The sequence below is a fragment of the Nocardia sp. NBC_01388 genome (assembly GCF_045040085.1).
GTDB lineage: Bacteria > Actinomycetota > Actinomycetes > Mycobacteriales > Mycobacteriaceae > Nocardia.
This window is the reverse complement of record NZ_CP109553.1, coordinates 2,403,779-2,427,896: the sequence shown is the minus strand read 5'-3', so window position 1 is coordinate 2,427,896 and position 24,118 is coordinate 2,403,779. Positions and strand designations below refer to the sequence as shown.

The 24,118-nt window shown below is 65.7% G+C and carries 25 protein-coding genes and 1 tRNA gene; 18 read left to right on the top strand and 8 right to left on the bottom strand.

Annotated elements, in window-relative coordinates; genetic code table 11:
- Positions 1-616: 616 nt before the first annotated feature.
- The 13 genes from OG716_RS11800 to OG716_RS11740 all read left to right on the top strand — a co-directional run bounded on the left by OG716_RS11800 (position 617) and on the right by OG716_RS11740 (position 14,375).
- Complete coding sequence (locus OG716_RS11800) at positions 617-1,672, top strand: polyprenyl synthetase family protein (protein WP_405137677.1); 1,056 nt, start codon at positions 617-619, stop codon at positions 1,670-1,672.
- Positions 1,669-2,931, top strand: a complete 1,263-nt coding sequence (locus tag OG716_RS11795) for a hypothetical protein (RefSeq protein ID WP_405137676.1) — start codon at positions 1,669-1,671, stop codon at positions 2,929-2,931. The genes OG716_RS11800 and OG716_RS11795 overlap by 4 nt, the downstream gene beginning before the upstream one ends.
- Before the next feature lie 52 nt (positions 2,932-2,983).
- A complete protein-coding gene (locus OG716_RS11790) occupies positions 2,984-4,000 on the top strand; it encodes a fatty acid desaturase (RefSeq protein ID WP_405137675.1) in 1,017 nt (338 codons plus the stop codon).
- Positions 3,991-4,800 (top strand): methyltransferase family protein, encoded by an 810-nt coding sequence (locus OG716_RS11785; protein ID WP_405137674.1) that lies wholly within the window; start codon positions 3,991-3,993, stop codon positions 4,798-4,800. Before OG716_RS11790 ends, OG716_RS11785 begins: the two co-directional genes overlap by 10 nt.
- Positions 4,801-4,875: 75 nt before the next feature.
- On the top strand, positions 4,876-5,931 hold the full coding sequence (mvk, locus tag OG716_RS11780) for a mevalonate kinase (protein WP_405137673.1): 1,056 nt from the start codon (positions 4,876-4,878) through the stop codon (positions 5,929-5,931).
- Positions 5,928-6,971: a diphosphomevalonate decarboxylase gene (gene mvaD, locus OG716_RS11775; protein WP_405137672.1), complete on the top strand. Its 1,044-nt coding sequence runs from the start codon at positions 5,928-5,930 to the stop codon at positions 6,969-6,971. The genes mvk and mvaD overlap by 4 nt, the downstream gene beginning before the upstream one ends.
- Positions 6,968-8,068, top strand: coding sequence for a phosphomevalonate kinase (locus tag OG716_RS11770; protein ID WP_405137671.1), 1,101 nt, complete (start codon positions 6,968-6,970; stop codon positions 8,066-8,068). Before mvaD ends, OG716_RS11770 begins: the two co-directional genes overlap by 4 nt.
- A complete protein-coding gene (gene fni / locus OG716_RS11765; protein ID WP_405137670.1) occupies positions 8,065-9,159 on the top strand; it encodes a type 2 isopentenyl-diphosphate Delta-isomerase in 1,095 nt (364 codons plus the stop codon). The genes OG716_RS11770 and fni overlap by 4 nt, the downstream gene beginning before the upstream one ends.
- Positions 9,156-10,214: a hydroxymethylglutaryl-CoA reductase gene (locus OG716_RS11760; RefSeq protein WP_405137669.1), complete on the top strand. Its 1,059-nt coding sequence runs from the start codon at positions 9,156-9,158 to the stop codon at positions 10,212-10,214. Before fni ends, OG716_RS11760 begins: the two co-directional genes overlap by 4 nt.
- Entirely contained in the window at positions 10,211-11,383 is a 1,173-nt protein-coding gene (locus tag OG716_RS11755) for a hydroxymethylglutaryl-CoA synthase (RefSeq protein WP_405137668.1), read from the top strand. Before OG716_RS11760 ends, OG716_RS11755 begins: the two co-directional genes overlap by 4 nt.
- A gap of 8 nt (positions 11,384-11,391) precedes the next feature.
- Complete coding sequence (locus OG716_RS11750) at positions 11,392-12,870, top strand: flavin-containing monooxygenase (RefSeq protein WP_405137667.1); 1,479 nt, start codon at positions 11,392-11,394, stop codon at positions 12,868-12,870.
- Positions 12,871-12,960: 90 nt separating this feature from the next.
- Entirely contained in the window at positions 12,961-13,524 is a 564-nt protein-coding gene (locus tag OG716_RS11745) for a hypothetical protein (RefSeq protein WP_405137666.1), read from the top strand.
- Between the two features lie 167 nt (positions 13,525-13,691).
- The gene (locus OG716_RS11740) at positions 13,692-14,375 is read left to right on the top strand and encodes a class I SAM-dependent methyltransferase (protein WP_405137665.1); all 684 of its coding nucleotides are present in this window, start codon (positions 13,692-13,694) and stop codon (positions 14,373-14,375) included.
- Between the two features lie 14 nt (positions 14,376-14,389).
- Here the strand turns inward: OG716_RS11740 and OG716_RS11735 are convergent, their stop codons facing one another.
- Positions 14,390-15,355 (bottom strand): hypothetical protein, encoded by a 966-nt coding sequence (locus OG716_RS11735; RefSeq protein ID WP_405137664.1) that lies wholly within the window; start codon positions 15,353-15,355, stop codon positions 14,390-14,392.
- Between the two features lie 214 nt (positions 15,356-15,569).
- On the opposite strand from OG716_RS11735, the gene OG716_RS11730 reads away from it, so the two are divergent.
- Positions 15,570-15,944 (top strand): hypothetical protein, encoded by a 375-nt coding sequence (locus OG716_RS11730; protein WP_405137663.1) that lies wholly within the window; start codon positions 15,570-15,572, stop codon positions 15,942-15,944.
- 135 nt (positions 15,945-16,079) lie between these two features.
- The gene (locus tag OG716_RS11725) at positions 16,080-17,069 is read left to right on the top strand and encodes a diiron oxygenase (protein WP_405137662.1); all 990 of its coding nucleotides are present in this window, start codon (positions 16,080-16,082) and stop codon (positions 17,067-17,069) included.
- 4 nt (positions 17,070-17,073) lie between these two features.
- Here the strand turns inward: OG716_RS11725 and OG716_RS11720 are convergent, their stop codons facing one another.
- On the bottom strand, positions 17,074-17,808 hold the full coding sequence (locus OG716_RS11720; protein ID WP_405137661.1) for a TetR/AcrR family transcriptional regulator: 735 nt from the start codon (positions 17,806-17,808) through the stop codon (positions 17,074-17,076).
- Between the two features lie 99 nt (positions 17,809-17,907).
- Here OG716_RS11720 and OG716_RS11715 point away from each other — a divergent pair, with 99 nt between their 5' ends.
- Positions 17,908-18,156: a hypothetical protein gene (locus tag OG716_RS11715; protein ID WP_405137660.1), complete on the top strand. Its 249-nt coding sequence runs from the start codon at positions 17,908-17,910 to the stop codon at positions 18,154-18,156.
- A 215-nt stretch (positions 18,157-18,371) separates the two neighbouring features.
- Here the strand turns inward: OG716_RS11715 and OG716_RS11710 are convergent, their stop codons facing one another.
- Entirely contained in the window at positions 18,372-18,563 is a 192-nt protein-coding gene (locus OG716_RS11710; protein WP_405137659.1) for a hypothetical protein, read from the bottom strand.
- Between the two features lie 147 nt (positions 18,564-18,710).
- Between OG716_RS11710 and OG716_RS11705 the strand changes: the two genes are divergently transcribed.
- The gene (locus tag OG716_RS11705) at positions 18,711-19,913 is read left to right on the top strand and encodes a helix-turn-helix domain-containing protein (RefSeq protein ID WP_405137658.1); all 1,203 of its coding nucleotides are present in this window, start codon (positions 18,711-18,713) and stop codon (positions 19,911-19,913) included.
- Positions 19,914-19,917: 4 nt separating this feature from the next.
- Here the strand turns inward: OG716_RS11705 and OG716_RS11700 are convergent, their stop codons facing one another.
- Positions 19,918-20,319, bottom strand: coding sequence for a hypothetical protein (locus tag OG716_RS11700; RefSeq protein WP_405137657.1), 402 nt, complete (start codon positions 20,317-20,319; stop codon positions 19,918-19,920).
- Positions 20,320-20,416: 97 nt separating this feature from the next.
- On the bottom strand, positions 20,417-21,076 hold the full coding sequence (locus OG716_RS11695) for a hypothetical protein (protein WP_405137656.1): 660 nt from the start codon (positions 21,074-21,076) through the stop codon (positions 20,417-20,419).
- Between the two features lie 229 nt (positions 21,077-21,305).
- On the opposite strand from OG716_RS11695, the gene OG716_RS11690 reads away from it, so the two are divergent.
- A complete protein-coding gene (locus tag OG716_RS11690) occupies positions 21,306-21,761 on the top strand; it encodes an SRPBCC domain-containing protein (protein WP_405137655.1) in 456 nt (151 codons plus the stop codon).
- A gap of 13 nt (positions 21,762-21,774) precedes the next feature.
- On the opposite strand, the gene OG716_RS11685 is transcribed toward OG716_RS11690, so the two are convergent.
- From OG716_RS11685 to OG716_RS11675, 3 genes are all read right to left on the bottom strand, one after another.
- Positions 21,775-22,782: a fatty acid desaturase family protein gene (locus OG716_RS11685; RefSeq protein ID WP_405137654.1), complete on the bottom strand. Its 1,008-nt coding sequence runs from the start codon at positions 22,780-22,782 to the stop codon at positions 21,775-21,777.
- A 268-nt stretch (positions 22,783-23,050) separates the two neighbouring features.
- Positions 23,051-23,896, bottom strand: coding sequence for a MerR family transcriptional regulator (locus tag OG716_RS11680; RefSeq protein WP_405137653.1), 846 nt, complete (start codon positions 23,894-23,896; stop codon positions 23,051-23,053).
- Positions 23,897-24,034: 138 nt separating this feature from the next.
- Positions 24,035-24,106, bottom strand: a tRNA-Gln gene (locus tag OG716_RS11675).
- Positions 24,107-24,118 lie beyond the last annotated feature (12 nt).

The window sequence follows — 24,118 nt, the reverse complement described above, 5'->3', positions numbered from 1 at the left end:
ACCCCGAAACGTACTCGGCGGTAACGTCTCTCGCGATCCGACCCGCCACCGTCGGCAATCGTTATCGATGCCGGTACATGCCATATCGGGGCGATTCAGCAGTGCGTGGGCTATCCTACGGTTTTAGTGGCGCTCGTCACTTCGCGAGGCATGGACGCTGGGTCCACATGTAATCTCTTCGGTACCTGTTACCTTCAGTAACTTCCAAAGATTGCTGGGGGACAACGGTATTGAGGCAATTGACGCGCCGTGGGCAATGTGGCTCGCTATGACGATGGTGTCGACCCGGTTGCGGTGAATCCAATTCCATTTTCCCGCTGTCGATTTCGTGTCGAGTCGATGTGCGAATACGAGACATGCAGTCCCCCAGTGCTATTACCGAACTCATTGACAATCCGGTAATCCGAACGATCGCAACTGTGGCGTCATTGGCGACGGCACTGTCCGGCGAAGCCCCCCTTTTCGCGGCGTCCGGGCCGAACCGGATCGGCCTCGCGGCGCCGACACTGTCGTCGGCTTTCTGCCAACCACCTCCCATTGACCCGGCCCCGACGGGCAGGGGGCTGCCCGCTGCCCCTGACCGTCCACCGTGACCATGCCAAAGGAGTTCAGCGCCATGGACAACCCCGCGCTACCGTCCGTACAACGCCAGAGTGTCGGCCTGGCTGTGCGCCCAGAGTTCTCGGCGGATCCAGTCGAGCAGCACGCTCCTTCGCCGGTCGACCAGCTGACCTCGGTCACCCACAGATTGCGCGAAATCCTGTACACGGGTGAGGAATTCGACTCCGTGTACCGTCACGTGCTCGCGGCTCCCGGTAAGCGGGTGCGCGCCCGTCTGGTGCTGGCCTGCTCCGGCTTGCTTCCGGGCGCCGTCGCGGCGCCGGTGGATGATGCCGTCGACCTGGCCTGCGCGATGGAGATGTTCCACGAGTCCTCGCTCGTGCACGACGATATCTGCGACGGCTCGCTGCTGCGGCGAGATGCACCGTCGGTCCCCGCGGCCTTCGGCGTCCGCACCGCCGCTCGTGCCGGATTTCACTTGGCGGGCATAGCTTTACAGGTGGTCGCACGGGTGCTGGCCGACAATCCGGTGGTATTCGAGCGGGTCGGCGAGGCTCCCGGCATCACCTACGCCGACCGGCTCTCGGACCTGTCGTTCGGTCAGCTCATCGAGACTCTGCCACCCTCGGTCGACGACGCCGCGCTGCGCCGCCACTACGAACTGGTGGCCGGCGCGAAGACCGGCACCCTGTTCCGGCTCTCGTGTTCCTACGGCGGTACCGCCGGTGGCGTCGACATCGAGCGATTGCACGCCCTGATGGAGTACGCCGACCAGCTCGCTCTCGCCTTCCAGATCATGGACGACGTCCGGGACATCGAGGGCGGTCCGGCGCTGGGCAAGGATGCCGGCGGCGATCTGGAACGCCGGGTGCCGACCTGGCCGGTGATCGAGTGGCTGTCCAGCCGGCCCGGCGCTCGCGAAATGTGGCTGTCCGAAGACACTTCCAGCGTCACGCTGCAGGACGATCTGATCGACAGCGGCGCGACCCAGGTCGCCCGGGCGGTCGCCGTGCGGGCCACCGAGGCGGCCGACAAGGCGCTGGATGTGTTCCCCGCTTCACCCGCGCACGACGATCTGCGAAACCTGTTGCAGCAGGTGATCTCCCGATGAGCGGAACCAGACTCGGCACCCTGGCCTACGGTCTGCGGCACCTGCGCCGCGCACCCGATATCGCCGCACTGCGGGCGGCCCCCACACCGGACGAACTGGCCCGCCTCGCACTGATCCCCGCAGGCCGAAACCTCGGCATCGCAGTCGGATTCCTCGCGCCCGGACTACGCGCCGAGGCCACCGCCGCCCTGCTGTGCTGCCGCGTGCTCGACGCGTACGAGGACCTCATGGACCGCGCGGTGGCCAGCAGTGCCGTGCGCGCCGCGGCGGCGTACCTCGCCGGCGACGACACCCCGCCACCGCCACTGCCCGCGGTCACCGTCCGCGACAGTGAGGCGGTCGATCTGGTGCTGGCCGAACGCATTGCCGATGTGCGGGCGCTGCTGTCGGCGCTGCCCGGCGACGGGCGCGAACGCGTCGGCCGCATGCTGGTCGACATCGGCGACGTCATGGCCCGAAATATCGATTCGCCGCTGCCCCGCTTCGCCTACGGCGAGGGCGTACTCGGGCGAGTCACGCACTACGCATGTGCCCTGGCCGCCGAAGACGCCTTCGCCGAGGCGGATCTGCGTGAGCTGACCGCCTGTGTCGGCGTCATCGCACAGTCGGCCAACGACCTGCGTGACGGCGAACTGGCCCTCTACGGCGCCGCCGATGACGAAGAACTGACCCGCATGGTGATGCTGCGGCTGCTGACCCCGGCGCTGGGCGGCGTCGCGCTGCTGGCCCGTATGGGCCCGCGCACCAGGAGCCGGGGAGCGCGCGCCGCGATGGCGTACATGACGATCACCACGGCCGGATTCCTCTGCCGCGCAGTCGATGCGCCCGCGCCCTATCGGCGGCCGATCGGCGCGGCGGCCCTGGCGGCATGTTCGGCCACGTACTGGAACAAGATGCTCGAACGGGTGCGGAACTCCGCCGATGCGGCGATTCACTTGGTGCTCAACGGATCTCCGCATCCCGAGGGCGAGCCGGGGCCGGCGACGGATGTGCTGAGTTCGGGGGATGCCCGGACGATGTCCTCCTCGATCGTGCCGCTGATCGTGGACACCACCTTCGCGCTGGTGCGGACCCTGCCCGACGAACCGCTCACCGGCAAACTCCCGGACCCCGACGTGCGCGCCATGATGATCGCCGATCACCTGGCCTTCGGTGCGCTGGAGCGGTTGCCGGCGCACCGCCCCGACGCGATGGCCGCACTCGCCAAGACACTTCAGCTCGCCGCTCTCGACACCTCGACCCAAGGAGCCCGACCGTGAGCACCCTTCGCGCACCCCGCCCCCTCGACACCACTACCCAAGGAGCTCTGCGATGAGCACCGCAACGCCTCCCTCTCGCACCGGAACACCCGTAACAGCCTCCGAGGCAGTACCTTTCAGCAAGCGGGTGCTGAAGCTCGAGTACCCGTCGAATGTCGGCCCGCTGCTGCACATCGCGCTGTGGCTCGGGTTCCTGTCCATCGGCCTGTTCGTGCCGATCGCCACCAACTGGTACCTGGCCGTGCCGCTGATCATCCTGCTGTCACTGCTGAATCTCTCGCTCACCATCGGTGTGATGCATATGCACACCCATCGGCCGCTGTTCGTCTCGCAGCGACCGAACCGGGCGGTCGACATTCTGTGCTCGCTGCCGGGCAATCTGACCGCGGCGGAGATGCGCGAGGTGCACGTCCTCAATCACCACCGCTTCAACGATGGCCCCGGTGACGTCACCACCACCGTCGGATACGAACGCGGACTCTCCGCCATCTGGTACTGGGTCAGGTACGGCGCGATCGTCAAATACAACACGATGCGAACGATTTTCGCCGCCGATCCCACGCCCCGCCGCCGGAAGACGCGCCACCAGTTCATCTTCGATCTCGCGCTGTACGTGGCGATCATCGGAACCACCTGGTACTTCGTCGATTTCAACCGGTTCGTGCTCTTCTACTGGGTCCCGTTCTTCATCACCCAGGTCAACGCCGGCTACTTCGCCTGGCTCAGCCATGCCCCCGCGCGCGAATACGAGGACGATCCCAGCACCTCGCTGAACAATGCGGGCAATATCCTCAACTTCCTGATCTTCAACCAGGGTTACCACAGCGTGCACCACCGCTACCCGGGCATCCATTGGAGCCAGATCCCGGACAAGCTCGACTACATGCGCAAGGTCGATCCCGGCGTCATCGTTCCCTATTGGATGGTGGCCCAGTCCGGATGGCGACTGGCGGTGCCCGGGGGCTTCCTCAACGAGCGCTACGGCAACAAGTGGAAGGCGCGGCTGGAGACCCGGCTCGAGACCGACACCGTCCGCAATCGTTTTCTGCCGTGGTTCGCATGGATCTGATCACGCAGGAACAGGCACGGGGCGTGCTGACGACTCGTTCTCGGCTCGTCCCGTTCCTGATCGCCTTCGCCGCATACGGTTTCGCCGGCATCACCGTGCCGATCATGCTGCTGTTCGCCGGCGGCTGGTGGCTGCCCAAGACGGTGGACAAGGGGCCGCACCTGGCGACGCTGCCCTCGATCGTCATCGATGTGCTGCTGCTGGCGCTGTTCGGCCTGCAGCATTCGGGCATGGCGCGGCCCTCGTTCAAGGCGTTCATCACCCGCTGGGTGCCGGAGGCCCTCGAGCGGACCGTGTACATCGTCATGGTTTGCGCTGTGATGTGGACGATCTTCCTGTGCTGGCAACCGATTCCGGCGCAGATCTGGTCCACACACGGTTGGGCCGCAACGGTTTTGGACGCCGGTTTCTGGCTCGGCTTCGTGCTGGTCTACGCCGCCACCATCCTGCTGAACCACTTCCACCTGCTCGGCATCAGTCAGGCCTACCGCCAGTATGTGATCCGGGTGCCCGATGCGACCGTCGACCGGCTCCAGGTGCAGGGGCCGTACCGGCTGGTGCGGCACCCGCTGATGACCGGCCTGCTGATCTCCTTCTGGTTCGCCAGCACATTCACTGTCGGACATCTGATCTGGGCGCTCGGGGTCACCGGGTACATCCTGCTCGGCACCTTCCTGGAGGAGCGTGATCTCATCGCTCGCTTCGGTGCGGCCTATCGCGCCTACGCCGCCGAGGTTCCGGCCTTCTTTCCCGCGGTGCTCAGCCCGGCCGCGCGGGCCCGTCTCCGTGTGCGGTCGTAAGAGCCCCGCTACCTGGCACTTTCCCCGACCAGGGAACACGCAGGCGACCGTTTCCGAGTGAGGAGAGGAATCGACGTGAACAGTCATCGAGTTCGCGAGCGCGGCACCCGCACCACCGCCCGGACGGGCATCGCCCGAGGAACCGGGCGCGCCCACAGTAAGGCGATTCTGCTGGGCGAACACACTGTCGTGCACGGCACGCCCGCTATCGCGTTCCCCGTTCCCGCCCTGTCGGTGAGCGCTATCGCCTGGCGGGGGCGACCGGTGACAATACCGCAGCCCACCGATTCGCCTGCGGGACTGCGCTTTACGGCGGGCAACCCGCTCACCGCCGACACCGAGATGTCCGGGCCACGTGTCGCGGTCGACGAGGCATTGCGGAGGTGGGGGCTCGCCGAGGAGGTCGTCGAGATCGTTCTCGATTGCGGCGATATCCCACCGGCGCGCGGCCTGGGGTCCAGCGCGGCGTGCGCCGGCGCCGCGGTGCGCGCGGTCGCAGAGCTTTACGGCAGGAGTATCGACGCCGAGACCCTCTACGAACTGGTGCAGTGCGGTGAACAGGTCGCGCACGGCCGGGCCAGCGGCGTGGATGCCAGCGCCGTGCTCGCGTGCGGGCCGATCTGGTTCCAGCAGGGTGCGGCCCGCCCGACGCGGGTCGGCCTCGACGCGGTGCTGGTGCTCGCCGACACCGGAATGCCCGGCGCCACACAGCATGCGGTGGCCGCGGTCCGCCGCACACTGGATCGCAACCCCGTCGATGCCGGGCGGATTCTCGATCGCGCGACAGAGCTGGTCGAGTCCGCCGCCGACGACCTGGAGGCGGGGCGCGTACAGCCCTTGGGCGCAACACTTCTCGACTTCCAGGACCTGCTCACCGAACTGGGCGTCAGCACCCCGGAGATCGACACGCTCGTCTCCGCCGCTGTCGGCGCCGGAGCGCACGGCGCCAAGCTCACCGGCGCCGGACTCGGCGGCTGCGTTCTCGCGCTCACCGACATCGGCGGTGCCGCTGCGGAGGTGAGCGCGGCGCTGCGCCGGGCCGGTGCCGTGCAGACCTGGATCGTGCCCGTCACCTCTGGCCAGCACCCATTCCCTTCCCGTACGAGACCGGAACGCGGTACCCGCCAATGACATTCACACCTGTAGAGCTGGAAGTCGACACCCGCGTCGAGATCGGCAGCGAGGCGGTCGCGGTCGCCCATCCGAATATCGCCCTGGTCAAGTACTGGGGCAAACGTGATGAAACACTTGCCCTTCCCGTCACGGGCAGCCTGTCGATGACGCTGGACATCTACCCGACCACCACCACCGTGCGGCTGATCGAGGGGCCGTCGGACGTGGTCGAGCTCAATGGCAGCACCGCCACCGGAGCGTCGTACGCCCGAGTCGCGCGTTTCCTGGATCTGATCCGCGCCCGGTCCGGCCGCAGTGAGCACGCCCTGGTCGTCTCCGCGAATACCGGGCCGACCGGTGCGGGCCTGGCCTCCTCGGCAAGCGGTTTCGCCGCACTGGCCGGCGCGGCGGCGGCTGCCTACGGGCTCGGGGCCGATGCCCGCGCACTGTCGCGGCTGGCCCGGCGCGGTTCCGGTTCGGCCTCCCGATCCATTTTCGGGGGATTCGTGGTCTGGCATGCGGGGGAGGGCGAGGGCGAAGCAGGCGATCTGAGCTCGTACGCGGAACCGATCGGCGGCGAGGCACTGGACCCGGCGCTGATCGTCGCCGTCACCGATCACCAGGAGAAGGCGGTCTCGAGCCGCGAGGCCATGCGGCGCACCTGCGCGAGCTCCCCGCTCTACCCGGGATGGGCCGGCGATTCGGCGCTCGCGCTCGACGAGATGCGTAAAGCGATTGAACGCCGAGACCTTCCGGCCGTCGGCGAGATCGCCGAGCGCAATGCCCTGGGCATGCACGCCAGCATGCTCATGGCCAGGCCGCCGATCCGGTACCTCTCGCCGCAGTCGATCGCGGTGCTGGATGCGGTACTGGCGCTGCGCGCCGACGGCATTGCCGCCTACGCCACGATCGATGCCGGACCCAATGTGACCGTCCTGTGCGCCCGCGCCGACGAGGACCGGGTGGCCGCGACCCTGCGTGCGGTCGGCGACTTCGTCGATACCCGCACCGCGCATCTCGGACCGGGCGCGACGCTGGTCCCGGGAGGTGATCGATGATCACCTCCCGCGCCCCGGGCAAGCTGTTCATCGCCGGTGAGTACGCCGTGGTCGAGCCGGGTCATCTGGCGGTTCTCACGGCGGTCGATCGCTTCGCGGAGGCTACGGTGAGCAAGTCGAAAGACGCTGATACGCAGCTGCATTCGGATCTGGACGGCGGTGTGAGGCTATCGTGCCGACGCGTCGACGACCGCATGATCCCGGCGACCGCCGACGGTGCCGTGCCGGCGTCGTTCGCATACGCCTTCGCGGCCGTCTCGGTGCTCGATCGGTTGCTCGTCGAGCGCGGAATCCCCGCGCGTGCCTACCGGCTCGATATCAGCAGCGGCCTCGGCGACGCGGACGGCAGGAAGTTCGGCCTCGGCGCGAGCGCGGCCGTGACCGTGGCGACCGTTGCGGCCCTGGGGCGCTTCTACGGGCTCGGGCTCAGCGCGATGGACCGGTACCGATTGGCGATGCTGGCCACCGTATCGATCAATCCGAAGGCGTCCGGCGGCGATATCGCCGCCAGCACCTGGGGCGGCTGGATCTCCTACCGCTCGCCCGACCGCGCCCTGGTCTCAGAGGTGCTCGCGCACAACGGGGTCGATGCCGCACTGAGTGCGCCGTGGCCGGGACTCGCGGTGCACCCGCTGCCGGCGCCGACCGAGCTCACCATGCAGGTCGGCTGGACCGGAGAACCCGCATCCACACCGGCATTGGTGGCCGGACTGGGCAACAGCTCGCGGCAGCTGAGCGACCGCACCGCTTTCCTGTCGCACAGCAACGCATGCGTCGAACGACTCACCGCCGCCCTCGAAGCCGGCAACTCGAACGGCATCAGTGACGAGATCCGCTGCGCCCGCGATCTTCTGATCGACCTCGACACCACTGCGGGGTTGGGCATCATGACGCCGCTGCTGGAGGCGCTGTGCGAGGCGGGGGAGGCGGTCGGCGCCGCGGCCAAACCCTCCGGCGCCGGCGGCGGTGACTGCGGTATCGCGCTCCTCGACCGCACCCGCGCCGCCGCGCTGCACGAACTCACCGACCGCTGGGTCACCGCGGGTATCCGGCCGCTGCCGCTGCGGACACATCCATCCGAAGGGGAGTGTCGATGATCGCCGACCGCAAGGACGACCATGTGCGCCATGCCGTGAGCCAGCGCCGCCAGGACAGCGGCACCAGCGATTTCGACTCGGTGACCTTCGTGCACCATGCGCTCGCGGGAATCGACAGCCAGGACGTTTCGCTGGCGGTCGAGTTCGCCGGAAAAAGCTGGGACACACCGCTTTTTGTCAATGCGATGACCGGAGGCAGCCCCCGGACCGGAGAGATCAACCGGCTGCTGGCCATCGCCGCCCGCGAGACCGGGGTTCCGATCGCCTCCGGATCGATGAGCGCCTATTTCCGTGATCCCGAGGTCGCCGGCACCTATCGCGTACTGCGACAGGAGAATCCGCACGGCTTCGTCATGGCGAATGTGAACGCGACGGCAACCGTGGATCAGGTGCATCGTGCGATCGATCTGCTCGAGGCCGATGCCCTGCAGATCCATCTCAATGCGGTGCAGGAGGTCGTCATGCCAGAGGGCGACCGGTCCTTCGGGTCCTGGCCCGGCCAGATCGAGCAGATCGTCGCGCACAGTCCCGTTCCGGTGATTGTCAAGGAGGTCGGATTCGGTCTCAGCAGGCAGACCGTCACCTGGTTGCGCGAGGCCGGGGTCGCGGTCGCCGATGTCGGCGGCCGGGGCGGCACCAATTTCGCCCGCATCGAGAACGACCGGCGCCCCGCCGCGGATTTCGGCTTCCTCGACAGCTGGGGTCAGTCCACGCCGAACTGCCTGCTGGACTGCACAGGAGTCGCGGGAATCGATATCGCCGCCTCCGGTGGCATTCGCTCGCCCATCGATATGGCGCGGGCATTGGCCCTGGGCGCGAAGGCGACCGGCGTCGCCGGAGCCTTCCTCGAGATAGTGGTCGGCCGCGATGAGGCGGCGCTGGTCGAGACGATCCATACCTGGCTCGGGCAACTGCGGCAACTACTGACCGTGCTCGGCGCCCGCACACCCGCGGATCTGGCCGGATGCGATCTGCTGCTCACCGGTGACGTGGCCACATTCTGCGGGCTGCGCGGTATCGACGTGGATTCCTATGCCCACCGGAGCTCCTGGTGGAGCGAATCGAAGAATTCGAGAAGGAGTCACCCATGAACGACATGTCCTATGCGGCAGTCCCGATGCAGTGGGTGGGACCGCTGCGGATTACCGGCAATATCGTCGACGACAGCGTGGACGTACCCCTGGCGACCTACGAAACGCCCCTGTGGCCCTCGGTCGGGCGCGGCGCGCGAATCACCACGCTGACCGAAAAAGGCGTGGTGGCAACACTTATCGACGAGCGCATGACCCGCTCGATCCTGCTCGAAGCCGATGACGCGTACACCGCGCACACCACCGTCACGCGGCTCAAGGCCGAATTCGCCCAATTGCAGGCGGTGGTCGCGGGCAGCAGCCGATTCGCGGAACTCATCGATCTGCACCACCAGATCACCGGAAACCTGCTGTTCCTGCGCTTCGAATTCACCACCGGCGATGCCTCGGGCCACAATATGGCCACGCTCGCCAGCGATCATCTGATGGATCACATTCTCGAGACGATGCCCGGCGTGCGGTACGGCTCGATCTCCGGGAACTACTGCACGGATAAGAAGGCCACCGCCGTCAACGGAATCCTGGGCCGTGGCAAGAACGTTGTCACCGAACTGCTCATACCCCGGGACGTCGTGGAGAACCGACTGCACACCACCGCCCGGCAGGTCGTCGAGCTGAATATCCGCAAGAACCTGATCGGCACGCTGCTGGCCGGTGGAATCCGTTCCGCCAATGCGCATTACGCCAATATGCTGCTCGCGTTCTATCTGGCCACCGGGCAGGACGCCGCGAATATCGTCGAAGGATCCCAGGGCATCACCCATGCCGAGGATCGCGGCGGCGACCTCTATTTCTCGTGCACGCTGCCCAATCTCATCGTCGGCACGGTCGGAAACGGCAAACACGCGAGCTTCGTCGACGAGAACCTGACTCGCCTGGGTTGCCGGGCGGAACGCGAGCCGGGCGGCAATGCCCGCCGGCTCGCCGTCCTCGCCGCGGCCACTGTGCTGTGCGGCGAACTCTCGCTCATGGCGGCGCAGACCAATCGCGGTGAATTGATGCGCGCGCACACCCAATTCGAACGGCCCACCTCGAGCAACGGAATACAGCGATGACCACACAGCCGGTCGGGATACACGACCTTTCGTTCGCCACCACCCACTACGCCCTGGATCACGCGGTACTCGCCGAACGGCTCGGCGTGGACGTGGACAAGTACTACCTCGGTATCGGCCAGGAAAAGATGAGCGTGGCCGCCGCCGACGAGGACATTGTCACCATTGCCGCGGCGGCCGCGCGGCCCATTCTGGCCCGGCACGGCACCGACGATATCCGGACCGTGCTGCTGGCCACCGAAAGTGGTGTCGATCAGTCCAAAGCAGCGGGCCTCTACCTGCATTCGCTGATCGGCCTGCCCAATACCGCCCGGGTCGTCGAAATCAAACAGGCCTGCTACGGCGGCACTGCCGGGCTGCAGTTCGCCGCCGGGCTCATTGCCCGCGATCCGTCGCAGCGAGTACTGGTCATCGCGACCGATATCGCCAAGTACGAGCTCGATTCCCCGGGAGAGCCGACGCAGGGCGCCGCCGCGGTCGCCATGCTGGTCAGCGCGAATCCGGCTATCCTGCAACTGGATCCGCAGTCCGGGCTCTACAGCGCCGACATCATGGACTTCTGGCGGCCCAATTACAGCACCGCCGCCATGGTCGACGGCAAGACCTCCGTCAACGCCTATCAGAAGGCCGCCCAGGAGGCGTGGACCGATTACCGGCGCAAGGGTGGCCGGGAGCTCACCGAGTTCGCCGCGTTCTGCTACCACCAGCCCTTCACCAAGATGGCGTACAAGGCGCACCGCCACCTGCTCGAAAGCCAGGGCCACACCGCGGATGCGGCCGAGATCGACGCCGCGATCAAGGACACCACCCTCTACAACCGCACGGTGGGCAACAGCTACACCGCCTCGCTCTACCTCGGGCTGATGTCGCTGCTCGATCACGCGGGGGACTTGACCGACCGGGCGCTCGCCTTCATCAGCTACGGCTCCGGCAGTGTGGCCGAATTCTTCAGCGGCACTGTGCAACCCGGATACGCCGAGCATCTGCGCACCGATGCCAATCGGCAAGCCATCAGCACAAGGGAGACGCTCGATTACAAGCGCTATCGCGAACTGCACGAGGCGCACTCGCCGACCGACGGCATGTACCACCCCACCCTCGAGGAGACCAGCCGCCCATACCGGTTGTCCGCCCTCTCCGGCCACAAGCGCATCTACGAATCCCGGTGAGGGGCACCATGACACACAAGCATGTTCTGATCATCGGCAGTGGTCTGGCCGGGCTGGGCACCGCCATCCGGCTCAGCCAGGAGGGGTACACCGACTTCGTGGTGCTCGAACGCGGTAATGACGTCGGCGGCACCTGGCGGGACAATACCTATCCGGGTGCGGCCTGCGATGTGCCCTCGCACCTGTACTCGTACTCCTTCGCGCTGAACCCGGAGTGGACGCGATCGTTCTCACCGCAGGCGGAGATTCACCGGTACATCCGCGGTATCGCCGACCGGTACGACGTCCGGGACAAGCATATCTTCGGGTGCGAAATGACCGGTGCCAGCTGGAACGAGACCGATTCCCGGTGGGAGATCCAGACCAATAAGGGGCAGTTCACCGCCGACATCGTGGTCTCCGCGGTCGGGGTGCTCTGCGAGCCGAGTCTGCCGGATATCAAGGGAATTCACACCTTCGAGGGGAAGATCTTCCACTCCTCGCGCTGGGATCACGAGACCGATCTGGCGGGCAGCCGGGTCGCCGTGATCGGCGCCGGGGCCTCGGCCGCCCAGATCGTGCCGTCCATTGCCTCCGAGGTCGCGCACCTGGACGTCTACCAGCGCACTCCGCAGTGGGTGCTGCCGCATTTCGGACGCCGGTACCTGGCGTTCGAGCGCTTCGCCTTCAAACATGTTCCCGGCCTGCAGCGTTTGATCCGTGCGGCCATCTACGCGAACCGTGAGCTGTTCGTGGTGTTGCAGACCAAGTTCCCGCAGGCAGCGGTGCTACTGGAGCTGATCGCACGCATCAAGATGCGGTACGAGGTCCGTGATCCCGAGCTGCGCAAGCGGCTGACCCCGGACTACCGCCTGGGCTGCAAGCGCATGCTGATTTCGAATCAGCTGTACCCCACACTGGTTCGCGACGATGTCGATCTGGTCAGCGATGGCATCAAAGAGATTCGGGGGCACTCGATCGTCTCGGAGGACGGCACCGAACGTGAGGTGGACGCCATTGTGCTGTGCACCGGCTTCCGGGTCACCGACTCGCCGACATGGGAGGTGTTCCGCGGCCGCGATGGGCGCACACTGTCCGAACTGTATGACGCCGAGGGTATTTCGGCCTACAAGGGGACGGTCGTCGCCAACTTCCCGAACGCCTTCGTCATGCTCGGCCCGAACTCCGGGCTGAACTACACCTCGCTGATCTACATCATCGAATCCCAGATCAACTACGTTCTCGACGCGATCAAGACGATGGAGCAGCAGGGTCTGCAATCGGTCGAGGTCCGAAAGGACGTGCAGGACAACTACCATCAGCAATTGCAGGAGAAGATGGCCGACAGCGTCTGGGTGACCGGCGGCTGCACCAGTTGGTTCCTGGACAAGAACGGCAAGAACGCCACGCTGTGGCCGGACTTCAGTTTCCGCTTCCGGCAGAAGCTTCGGAGGTTCGATGTCGAGTCCTACGACACCAGGCCCCGCGTAGCCGAGGTGAATGCTTGACGTGGTGATAGCGGATTCGTCGCTGGTCCTGTGAGACGATGCCCGTTGTCCGGCAACACGTCTGGACGGGGTCGATCGGCAGGAGTGAACGTGGAGTCGGGGGCTTTCCGGCCGGATCTGTCACATCGGCATCTGGCGCGATTCACCGAGCAACTGCGTGCGGCGATGCCGCCGGCGCTGTGGCAGGTGATCGAACCGTGGTCGCACCGGCCGCTGCACTGGCACGACGGCACGGGCGACAATACGGGCGATGTCTACGGCTTGGACCGGGCGCAGGGGAGTGAGCTGGCCGTGTGCCAGGTCCATGCGCCGATCGCCTGGCACCGCGTCATCGCCGAACTTCCCGAGGTGTACTTCCGTCATCCGTCTCCGAGTGCGGCGCAGTTGGGCGCGCTATGGGAGTTGTTGGCTGCCAGGGGACTTCGCCCCGCAATCCATGTCAAGCTGATGCCCTGGCTGCCGACCTGGACGCACGAGAATGTGACGCCGGGGGCGTGGGCGGTGGATGTACTCGGCGTTGCCGCATCGGGAGGCGAGATCGACCCTGCGGAAGCCGATGAGCTGGCAAAAGTACTCAACGGTCCCGGTTCTGAGCTGCCCGTGCACCCGACCTTGTTCCGCCCTCATCAGTGGACGTACTGGCCGACCGCTTGAGGGATTCGGTCAAATATCAACGGGCGAAAGCTGTTTGAGTCGCGACCGGCAGTGTCGGCGGTTATGATTCGAAGCGCATCGGGCCGGAGAGAGTGCTCCCGCGCCCCAAGCAGAGCTACCTGTGCCGAGCGGTTTCGCGCCGCGTGCTTCACGGAGGGTCACCTGCTATGGGGATCGATGTCACCACCGCCGAACTAGCCGGGGCTCGCGCGTACTCGCGCACCTGGCTGAACATCTACGACCTATATGTGCTGGGCTTCAACAACCATCTGGTGTGGCGTTGCCCCACAAGACATTTGCGGGCACTCTACGACAGCAATATCTCGAACGATCATCTCGATATCGGGGTCGGCACCGGCTATTTCCTGCGCCGTGCGACCTACCCGAGCACTCATCCCCGGCTCACCCTCGTCGATCTGAGCGAACCCGCGCTGGCCGTGACCGCCGACCGCCTGCGCGCCCGCGGCCTCGATCCGGAGGTGCATATCGGATCCGTACTCCAGCCGCTGCCCGTCGAGCGCCGCCGATACGGTTCGGTCGCCGCGAGTCTGCTGATGCACTGCGTACCCGGAGGCTGGGACAGCAAGGGCATCGCATTCGCGCATATCGCAGACACTCTCGCCGGCAGCGGCGTGTTCTTCGGGTCGACCGTGCTCAATGTCGGTGTGCCCACCAATTGGCTGAGCCGGGCCACCTCGCGAGCGTTCAACTCCAATGGCATCTTCCACAATGAAGACGATGACCTCGAGGGCCTGCGGGCTGCTCTCGAACGCGAATTCAGCCTGGTGGACATCCAGATGCGGGGATCGATGGCCCTGTGGACCGCCAGACATCCACGGCGCGAACGCTGATCGGGCCGCTGAGGTCAGGCCGCTGTACCGCCCTCGGTGTGCAACATGATCGCCAGTGGATGCACGGGCCGCTTCTGTGAGGTGGGCATGAGGAAGGCCGAGGCGTGATAGCGCCCGCCGCCGGCGAGCGTCACGGTGTCCTCGATCAGCGCGGACGCATCGGCGCTGATCTTGTCGATATCGAGCTGGCCCAGCAGTTCGGCCACCACACCGTCGTCGGCGAGCAGATCGGTGAGCTTGCCCCACACCGTGACCGGCACCCGAGTGCCGGGGTCCACGATGACCAGGGTGCCCCCGCCGGTGATCATGCCGCGCGTGGATTGCGGGGTGTACTCGCGGTGCGCGAGCTTCACGGTGATGCCGTGGACGAACAGCGCACCGGCTTCCGGGACTATCGCCGAGGACCAGAAGTGGGTGAATTGGTCGGTGCCGGTGGGGAGCACCGACCAATACGCCTCCGCCCGTATGCCTTTCGGCCCGGTCCGGGCGTCGTAGTACAGACTCAAGAACGCTTGCACGTCATCGGGGTTCATGAATTTGAGTAGCTCGCGGATCGGCCGGTACTCACCGACCCGGCGTCCGTCGCCGATGCTCGCGAGATCGTCGCCGGCGCTGGAGGTGGCCACGGCTTCGAGATCCATTATCCAGCTGTTGTAATCGGTCCGGGGCGGGACCGGCCCGGGGCCCAGCCATACGACCAGCCCCACCGGAACCTCGTCCGGTGTCAGCACCCAGTGGGTGCGGAATTCGATCGACCCGGCGCGGGACTGCCGGTCCGCACGCGGGCCGAAGGTGAGCGCCTCCCGGACCAGCTGCTCGAACAACACCCGGCCCTCTTTGTTGAATCCGAGGGCCATGTCCGCCCTGCGTAGTCTTTTGGCCACCCGTAGCCCCGCTGCGCTGTGAATGATGATGTCCTCCGCCGCCGCCAATCGTGTCGCGATGACGTCCACACAGAGCCAAGATCCCGGAAAGCGCACGCCAGAAACACTAGTCAATCGGCAATGACGTGTGTCAATCGCCGAAAGTGTTGCGGCACAGCAGGTTTGCTGTCCGGTTACCACGGGCTCCGTCATGCGGTTGTGCTATAGTTCGAAAGGCACCGGCTGGAGAGAGATCGCTCCCATTTCGGAAGCAGAGTCCCGTTTCTGGGACGTAGCTTTCGGTTGCATGTGATGAGAAGGATCACCAGCAATGTCCGTGCAAAACATTGATCACCGGCGCGTCGTCGCGGCCGCCGAGGGTGATGCGCTCGATCCGGCGGCACTGCGCCGGCAGATCGGCTGCTATCAGCATCTGGCCGCCATTACCGCCGAGTTGCAGACGCGCCGATTCGGCGGTGTGTGGAGCCCGCCGGAGCGGGGAGCTCTGCACCGTATCGCTGCCGACATCACCATGCGCCGCAAGGCGCTCGGCGCGGGTATCGACTACGAGCAGTTCACTCTCGAGGACGTCCCGGCGCCGGTGCGGGCGCAGTGGCGTGATGCCTCCGATGCCATGCTCGGGGCCGCGTACGCCATCTATGCCGGTGCTGGATTATTGGCCGCACTCAAGAGCGTTTCCCGGTGAATTCGGCGCCGAACGGGGACGATCTGGTCCCGGTCCGGTGCCGACGGGCCGAAACTATTGTGTGGGACCGCGAGTCCCATATATCCTCGGAACGGGTGGCGGTCCTGCGCCGCCCCACTGCACGAGGAGACATCGATGACGCTGTCCGATTCGGTTCGCACCGAGTTCTTCGACGCCGACTATCGCGCGGCGCTGGCCACCCTGTCCGACGGATCTGTGCACCGCAGATTCGATCCGTATCTCGATATCGATTGGGATGCACCGGATTTCCAGCTGGATCCGCACGATCCGCGCTGGGTGCTGGCCCCCGAATACGATCCGCTGGGCGCCACCGAGTGGTACCGTAACCTGCCGCTGGACCGGCAGATCGAGATCGGCCGCTGGCGGATCGCCAATGCCATCAAGGTCGGCGCGGCCTTCGAGAGCGTCCTCATTCGCGGAATGATGCAGTACATCATGAAGCTGCCCAACGGTTCTCCGGAGTTCCGCTACTGCCTCCACGAGATGACCGAGGAGTGCAACCACATCCAGATGTTCCAGGAGCTGGTCAATCGGATCGGCGTGGATGTGCCCGGCATGCGGCCGCTGTTCAAGATGCTCTCGCCGTTCATCGGTGTCGCGGGCGGCTATGCGCACGTCATTCTGTTCATCGGCATTCTCGGTGGTGAGGAGCCGATCGACCACTATCAGAAGGCGCTGATCCGGCAGGGCGGCAATGTGCCGCCGGCGGTGTTGCGCACCATGGAGATCCACGTCGCCGAGGAGGCGCGGCACATCTCCTTCGCCGGGGAATTCCTCGAGGCGCATCTGTCCCGGATGGGTAAGGCCGGGCGCGCGGTCTCCTCGGTGGCGTTCCCGCTGGCCATGCGCTGGCTCGCGAGCGAGATCATGGCCCCGCCGCGGTCGTTCGCGGCGCAGTTCGACATCCCGGAAGAGGTGATGCGCGAAGCCTTCTGGGAGGGCCCGCATTCGCGCCGCATCCTGTCGGGCTACTTCGGCGATATGCGTGCGCTCGCCCGCGATCTGGGGATGATGAATCCGGTGTCGCGGCGACTGTGGTCGATGCTGCATATCGACGGCGTCGCCTCGCGCTACCGCAGCGAACCGGATCGGCGCGCGGCGTAGCGGATCATTCCAGCGGGAGCGAGCTCGCCGCGAGTTCGCTCAACACCGTGAGCAGCGGACGCTCCGGGTCGAGCGTCAGCCCGTGCCCGCGCGCGACTCCGTCGAGCACACTCCACGCGTAACCCGACACCGCCGCAACCAGTTCCGCACGCGTCAGCGCCGGATTCGGGTCGCGGGTCCACCGGTTCACCGTCGTCTCGGTCATCGACACGATGGCGAAGGTCATGGTGTCGACCGCCGGCTCATCAACGACGCCGACCACCCCCGCCAGTCCCGACACCAACCTGCGAGCCCGCCCGGCGATCTCCGCCTGCAGTCCGACCATCGCCGACAGATCGTCCGGATCCCCGACTCCTGGCCCCCTGCGGACGAATTCGTCACGGCGCGGATGCTCGGCGATCCAATCGACCACCGCCCCGACCGCCCGCGACAGAATCGTGCTGATCGACCCGTCGCCGACATCCAGTGCCGCATCCACAGTCGCCGCGAACTCGGCACAGATGGCACTGCGCACATGCCGATCCAGGTCCTCCCGCCCGGAAAACTGCCGATACACCACTGATTTCGCGAGCCCGGCCTGCTCTGCGATCTGCTGCATCGGCAGCTCCGCGCCAGCCGTACTCGCATCGAGCAATTCGATCGCGGCCCCGATGATCCGCTCCCGCCGCTCATCATTGTGCGGCTGCCAGCGCGCCTGCCGCCCCCCGACCGCGGCGGCGACTGACTCGGCACTGGACACGCCGCCGAGTCTAGGCCGCCGACGAACCGGGCCGCAGCGGGACGTCGTACCGCCTCGAATGTGCCTGTCGATATCTCGATCATTCATATAATTCGTGTTGTGAAAGCTAATACGTCGCTGAGTGTGGACGGCACCGTGCTCGCGCAGTCCCGGGAACTCGCCGCCGCGCTCGGCATCACCTTCTCGGCGTTCGCCGAAGAAGCGTTGCGGGACAAGCTGCTCACTGCCGCGGCGCATATCGCCGCCGACTATGAACGCGCCCGGGGCCGCGACAGCGCTGAGCATTTCGCCGAGGTCGAGCGCGCAGCCATGGCCGAAGCGATCCACGCCGGGCGGCGCTGCCCATAGGTAGTCAGCCATCGCCTTCCTCGGCGAGCAACGTTGCCGCCATTAGATGTACAAGGCAGTCGTCGGGTCGGTGATGGCGGTGGATGTACAGCAGCTGCTCGGCACGCTCTCGGGTGAGGTCCAGGAGGTGAACGTGGCACCAGCATTCGGCGAGTGCTCCGTCGGCTCTGACAAAATCTCGATGATCCAATGGGTCCACCCCACCTCAGGTTTCGTCAGTCCCAGAGTTCAGCGCACGGTAGCTTCGGTAGGTCTGGAGCTACGTTGTCGTCCACGGTGATCACGACGCCTGTATCGAGGCTCAGTTCGGCTATGACGTCGTCGATCTGTTCCGCGCCGGCCTGATAGTCCAGCGTGAGGGCGCCGGATTCAATGCGGATGTGCCGGACGCGCGGAGGCGATTTCATGGAGCCGACCGTAAGTCCGTAAACCGTCTATTCCGGACCGGATATTCTGAACCCTTCTGAGACATACGGATATCGGTATAAAATGCGTTACCGGCGTGAAACCCCTTGACGGACAACGCCGATAGCCACGAAGCGGGGTAGCCCACCATGCTCACCACGGGCGGCACCATCCGACGGATGCGCAAAGCCATCGGCATGACGCAGGCGGAGCTCGGCACTCTTATTCACTTCACGCAGCCTGCCGTCTCGCAGTTGGAGCATGACGGCCCGGCCGTCTACGACGTTCGCGTTCTCCGCCGGGTGGCGAGGGCGCTGCAGGTACCGCTTGCCACGCTGCTGACGGAACCGGATGATGGTGCGGACATGAACAGACGCCAATTCTTCAAAACTGGGGCGGCTGGTACCGCCTTTCTGTCGGGTAGGCGCGGGAATTCGGATGTGGCTGTATCCAGGGGAACGCAGGTCGGCCGAGCGGATATCGAGCGAATTACGAAGAGTGTCAACCAGATCCATGAATTGCAGCTCATAGTCGGCGGTGATCGGCTGTGTGACGTCGCGGCCAACGAGGTGTACTACGTCGAGCAGTTGCTCGATCTGGGCAGTTACACCGACACAGTCGGCAGATCCTTGACAGCCTCCGCTGCCGGGGTGATGACAGCTGCGGGCTGGGTTCACTACGACGCCGGTCGTTGGAATGACGCCAGACGCTACTACGCCGATGCCGCCCAAGCCGCGACAGCCTCGGGCGACAGCATTGCAGCAGCCCACGCGTGGATCAATGCCTGTCTACTGTCATTTCGGGAAGGCTCGCGGCCGAAGGAGGGAGTTCAGTTGGCCGAAGCCGCACAGCTCGCGGCACGGCGTGCGGGTGGACCGAAGCTGCGGGCATTGGCTGCTATTCGGGAGGCTGAGGCGCACAGCGTGATCGGCGATCGCGCCGCCACAGTGGCTGCGGTGAACCGAGCGCACCGGGCGTTCGATTCGACCGGGGGACAGGATCCGGACTACCTGGTGAACATGTCCGAAGCCCAGCTCAGCGGCTTGACCGGGCTGACTTTCATGAGCCTCGGCGAGCACCGGGGCGCGGCGACATATATACGAGCCGCGATTGACGGCGCCGCAGCATATCCTCGTGAACGCACCGCCTGGCAGATCCGGTTGGCGCAGAACTCTATTCAGGCTGCGGAGATCGCCGATGGCTGTGACATTCTGTCGAACCATTTTGAGGCCATGACCAAAGTCGCCTCAGCCCGACTTCGAGCTGCGCTCAGCGGGATTGTCGACGAGCTGCGACTGTATTCGTCGGTGCCGGAGGCCGAGAACTTTCTCGGAATGTGGATTGCACGCTGACAACTTATCGGTCCCCAGTGGCGAGGCATTCGGCAACCCGTCCGCTCAGTACGTCGTATCTTCGTCTGGTGTGGTCGTATGACAGACAGTATTCCCGGGTCGAAGCGAAGTGTTCCCTCTTCGGCATTGGATCAGAGAACAGAGTGCCGTCAGGAAACTGCTGCCGAGTCAGGTCGACGAGCTCGTCGTCGATGACATTGAAATAGTGCGAGACAGTGCCACCACCGGGCAGTTCGGCATCTGTATGGATTATCTCGCCACCAAGGTAATCCTGAACCACGCATGCGGTGACGGCGCACTGTCCCTTCGCCGGGTTGGATTCCATCCAGCCGGAGCCAGCAGCCGTCTCCACAGACCACGACCGTTCCACCGCGTTGGTCAGAGTCTCGATGGCGACCGTGCTCATAGCGTTCAGAGTAACAATCGACCGGTTGGCGCTCAATGTACTCATGGACCACTGATCGTCGCCGAGCGCTGGTTCGTAGGCAATTTCGCTGCGAGTGTCAAACCAGGGCGGCTCGGAAATGGGCGTAGGCGCTGACGTCTTCGGCGTATGCCGATGTGTCACGTTCCGGGAAGCGGAGCAGTTGGTCGAAGGCGTCGTCGAGTTGCGGGCTGGGGCCACGGTCGGCGAGCAGTACGACGATTGCCTCCCAGGTTCCGATGTGCGGATTGGGTTGTGCCAGCAGCTCATCGAGGTACCGGTCCGGTTCGAGCAGGCGCAGTGCGCGGCGGGCGTAGGCGTGCACGCGGCGGGCCAGCTCGCCGCGGATCGCGTCGATATCGCTCTTGTGGACATGACCCTGCAGCTCGGGATCGAGTCGCAGGGACCACATCTCGGTCATCGCGTCCGGTAGCTCGGCGTCGGTGAGCAGACCGGGACCGGTGGCCTCCTCGATCGGAACGGCGGGCAGCGCCAGTCGTTCGGCACGCCATTGGCAGAATTCCCACCAGGCGGCCGGGGTGGCGCTCAGGCTCAAACCGAAGCGGAGCACCTGCTGCCCACCGGTCCAGGTTCGGAATGTGCGGGTGCGGCCCACGGTTGCCACGCCGCCCGGCTCGACCCGAACCCAGGTGGGCTCGTCCCCGTGAAAGCCGTACGGCTGCAGCAGCGTTCCCGTATCCCGCATCAGTCGGCGCAGGGCCGATTCCGGTTTGACCATAGTTCGCACATTAACGGCGTCCGCCGACAGAACGCCCAAACCGCCCGCCCGCCACGCCCTGCAAAATTGCGGAACGGGCCGCGATGGCATCCCATGCCGACACGGCGGGCGAGATGTACTGCTGCCCAGGAGATCCCACTGTGACGAAACACCGTCTGCTGCGCTGGATTATCGGCGGTCCGCCGTGGAAAGGTGGGGAGATGTTCGGATCCGTTGAGGTGGTGCACCGGTGATATCTGATTCGGAATTGAATCCTGCCGCAGTCGAAATCGGCAGCTTCTTCCCCCAGTCGCCGGAGGCGGTGTGGCATGCGCTGACCGAACCGACCCTGGTCGAGCGGTGGTTGATGCCGTCGATCGGATTCGTCCCGGCCATCGGAACGCACTTCATCTTCGCGGTGCCCAGCGGCCGGAACGCGACGCAGCCGACCGATGAGATCGCCTGCGAGGTCCTGATGGCCCGGCCCGCCGAGCAGCTGACCATCACCTGGGTCGATCTGCGCGCCGACTATCCGGCGCGCTGGGTGGTGGATTTCACGATCCAGCCCCAGGGCCGCGGCACCCGATTGCTGCTGACCCAAACCGGTTTCGATATCGAGAACCGGCGGCAGAAGATGGCCCGCAATGCCATGGAACGAGTCTGGAAGGGCGCCCTGTCACGACTGCGGCAGGTGCTGGACGACTGACGGGTCGAGCCCGTCAGCTCACCGCTACTGGTTCCCGAGCGGCCTGCTTGCCGACGGTATTGAGGTGACGCAGCGCCTGCGCGTAGGAGTCGAACAGACTGGTCTCGCAGTAGGGCAGTCCGATTTCCGCGCAGAACTCCTCGACCAGCGGCTGCACCCGCAGCAGGCACGGCCGCGGCATGGACGGGAAGAGGTGGTGCTCGATCTGATAGTTCAAGCCGCCCAGCGCGGTATCGGTGAGCCAGCTGCCGCGCACATTGCGTGAGGTCAGCACCTGACGGCGCAGGAAGTCGGTGGCATCGCCTTCGGAGAGCACGGCCATGCCCTTGTGATTGGGCGCGAACGTGCAGCCCATGTACAACCCGAACAGACCCTGCTGCACGGCGATGAACACCAGCGCCTTGCCCGGCGACAGCACCAGGAACACCGTGGTCAGATACCCGAGCGCGTGTGCGCCGAGCAGCACGCCCTCCCAGACCCGGTGCGGGATCGGCCATTTCACAACGGCCCGGACACTGGAGTAGTGCAGGCTGCCGCCCTCGAGCAGCAGCATGGGGAAGAACAGCCAGGCCTGGTAGCGGAAGATGAACCGCCGGAGGCCCTTTCCGGCCGCCGCGCGCTCGCCGGAATGCGCCAGCACACCCGAAACATCCGGGTCGGCGCCTTCGGTATTGGGGTGCGCATGATGCCGGTTGTGATTGCTGGTCCACCAGCCGATGCTCAACCCGATGCCGAGATTGCCCGCGATCACCCCGAACAGGTAGTTGGCCCGCCGGGTGGCGAAGATCTGCCGGTGCCCGGCGTCATGGCCGAGGAAGGCGATCTGGGCGAACACCGCCGCCAGGAACACCGCCGTGACAAGCTGCCACCACGAGTTGCCGAGCGCGATGAAGACCGCCCACCCGCCTACGAACGCCGCTGCGGTGACGGCGATCTTCCAGCCGTAGTACCGCAGCTTCCGATCCAATAGCCCGGCCTGCCGTACTCGTCGCAACAACACCGCATATTCACTGCCGCGCATCGGTACGGAATCGGACGCCGTCGGCGATCCGGTCTCCGCCGTCGACGCAGACCGAAGTTGCGCCATATCTACCACCACGGGCTCTGCACATCCTGCCGTCGCTGTTGTAATTGAGCAGTCGGTGTGCCAGCGTATGCCGCTGCACGCGATATCCGAAGTCGGCGCAGAACCGCCGGCCTGCCTCGACACCAGCATGTCGCATCGGAGCCACCATCGGGTGAACGGATGTGCGGAACAGCGACACATCTGCGTGACGATTTCGCCCGGGTCAGCGTACGGACGGCACGGTGGTCCGGAAGACCGGCCAGCCGACCTCGGTGCGCCAGCGCGCGGTGTCCGAGGTATCGCGCCGGCCGACCAGGTAGTACTCGCGCAGCGGGCCGTCGACGGCGAGCGCATGGCGGGAAACGAATTCGGCCAGCGCCCCGTAGGCCTGATCGACATCGGCCGGCGATCCGGCATGTTCGATGATCGCCATCTCCACCGCCGGGATTTCCAGCGCGACAACCCGGCCGATCGGGCGCACCTCGCCGGTGCAGGGCAGGAAGATCGTTGCCTGGCCGAGGTGTTCGGTGAAGATGCTGTCGCCGAAGATGCCGCCCGGCGGGCCGTCGATCTGCAGCTGCTGCGCATGGAGTGTGGCGGTCAATTCGCCCAGCGCGCCCTGCGACCAGGCCGAACCGCTCGCGGCATCGACGATATCGGTGATCGCGGCCGCGGGCGTCGCGGGCAAACTGCGCAGCTCGATACGCGGTTCCTGCTGGGATACACCGGGGGAGAGCAGGTTTCGAAGTGACGACACCGCGCACTGGGTGCGGCCGAGTTCGACCTCGAGCCGGGCCAGGTGGGCGGAGATCCGTTCATTGCGGGTCATCAGATCCGGTGCCGACAGCACCGCCTGGATTTGTTCGAGAGGCATATCCAGATCGCGGAAGCGCCGAATCACCTGTGCGATCGGAATCTGATCGGCGGTGTACTGGCGATACCCGGTATTCGGGTCCACTCCGGCCGGTTCGAGCAGCCCGATCCGGTGGTAGTGGCGCAGCGTCTTGACGGTCATGTGGGTGGCGCGCGAGAAGTCACCGATCGACAGATACGACAGCATGGCGTTCATTCTGGATGCTCCCCTCGGGGGAGAGTCTCGCTGCCCGCAGCGCCCGGCAGCGGAGAGCGCAGGAGTCGGACCCGAAACGCGCAGCGTTCGATCCGCTCAGCAAGCGGTCCCGCGAACCGTCGCGGATCACTCTCCATGCTGGGGTACGAGGATTCGAACCTCGATTCACGCAGTCAAAGTGCGTTGGCCTGCCGGTTAGCCGATACCCCGGTGTGGGATGAC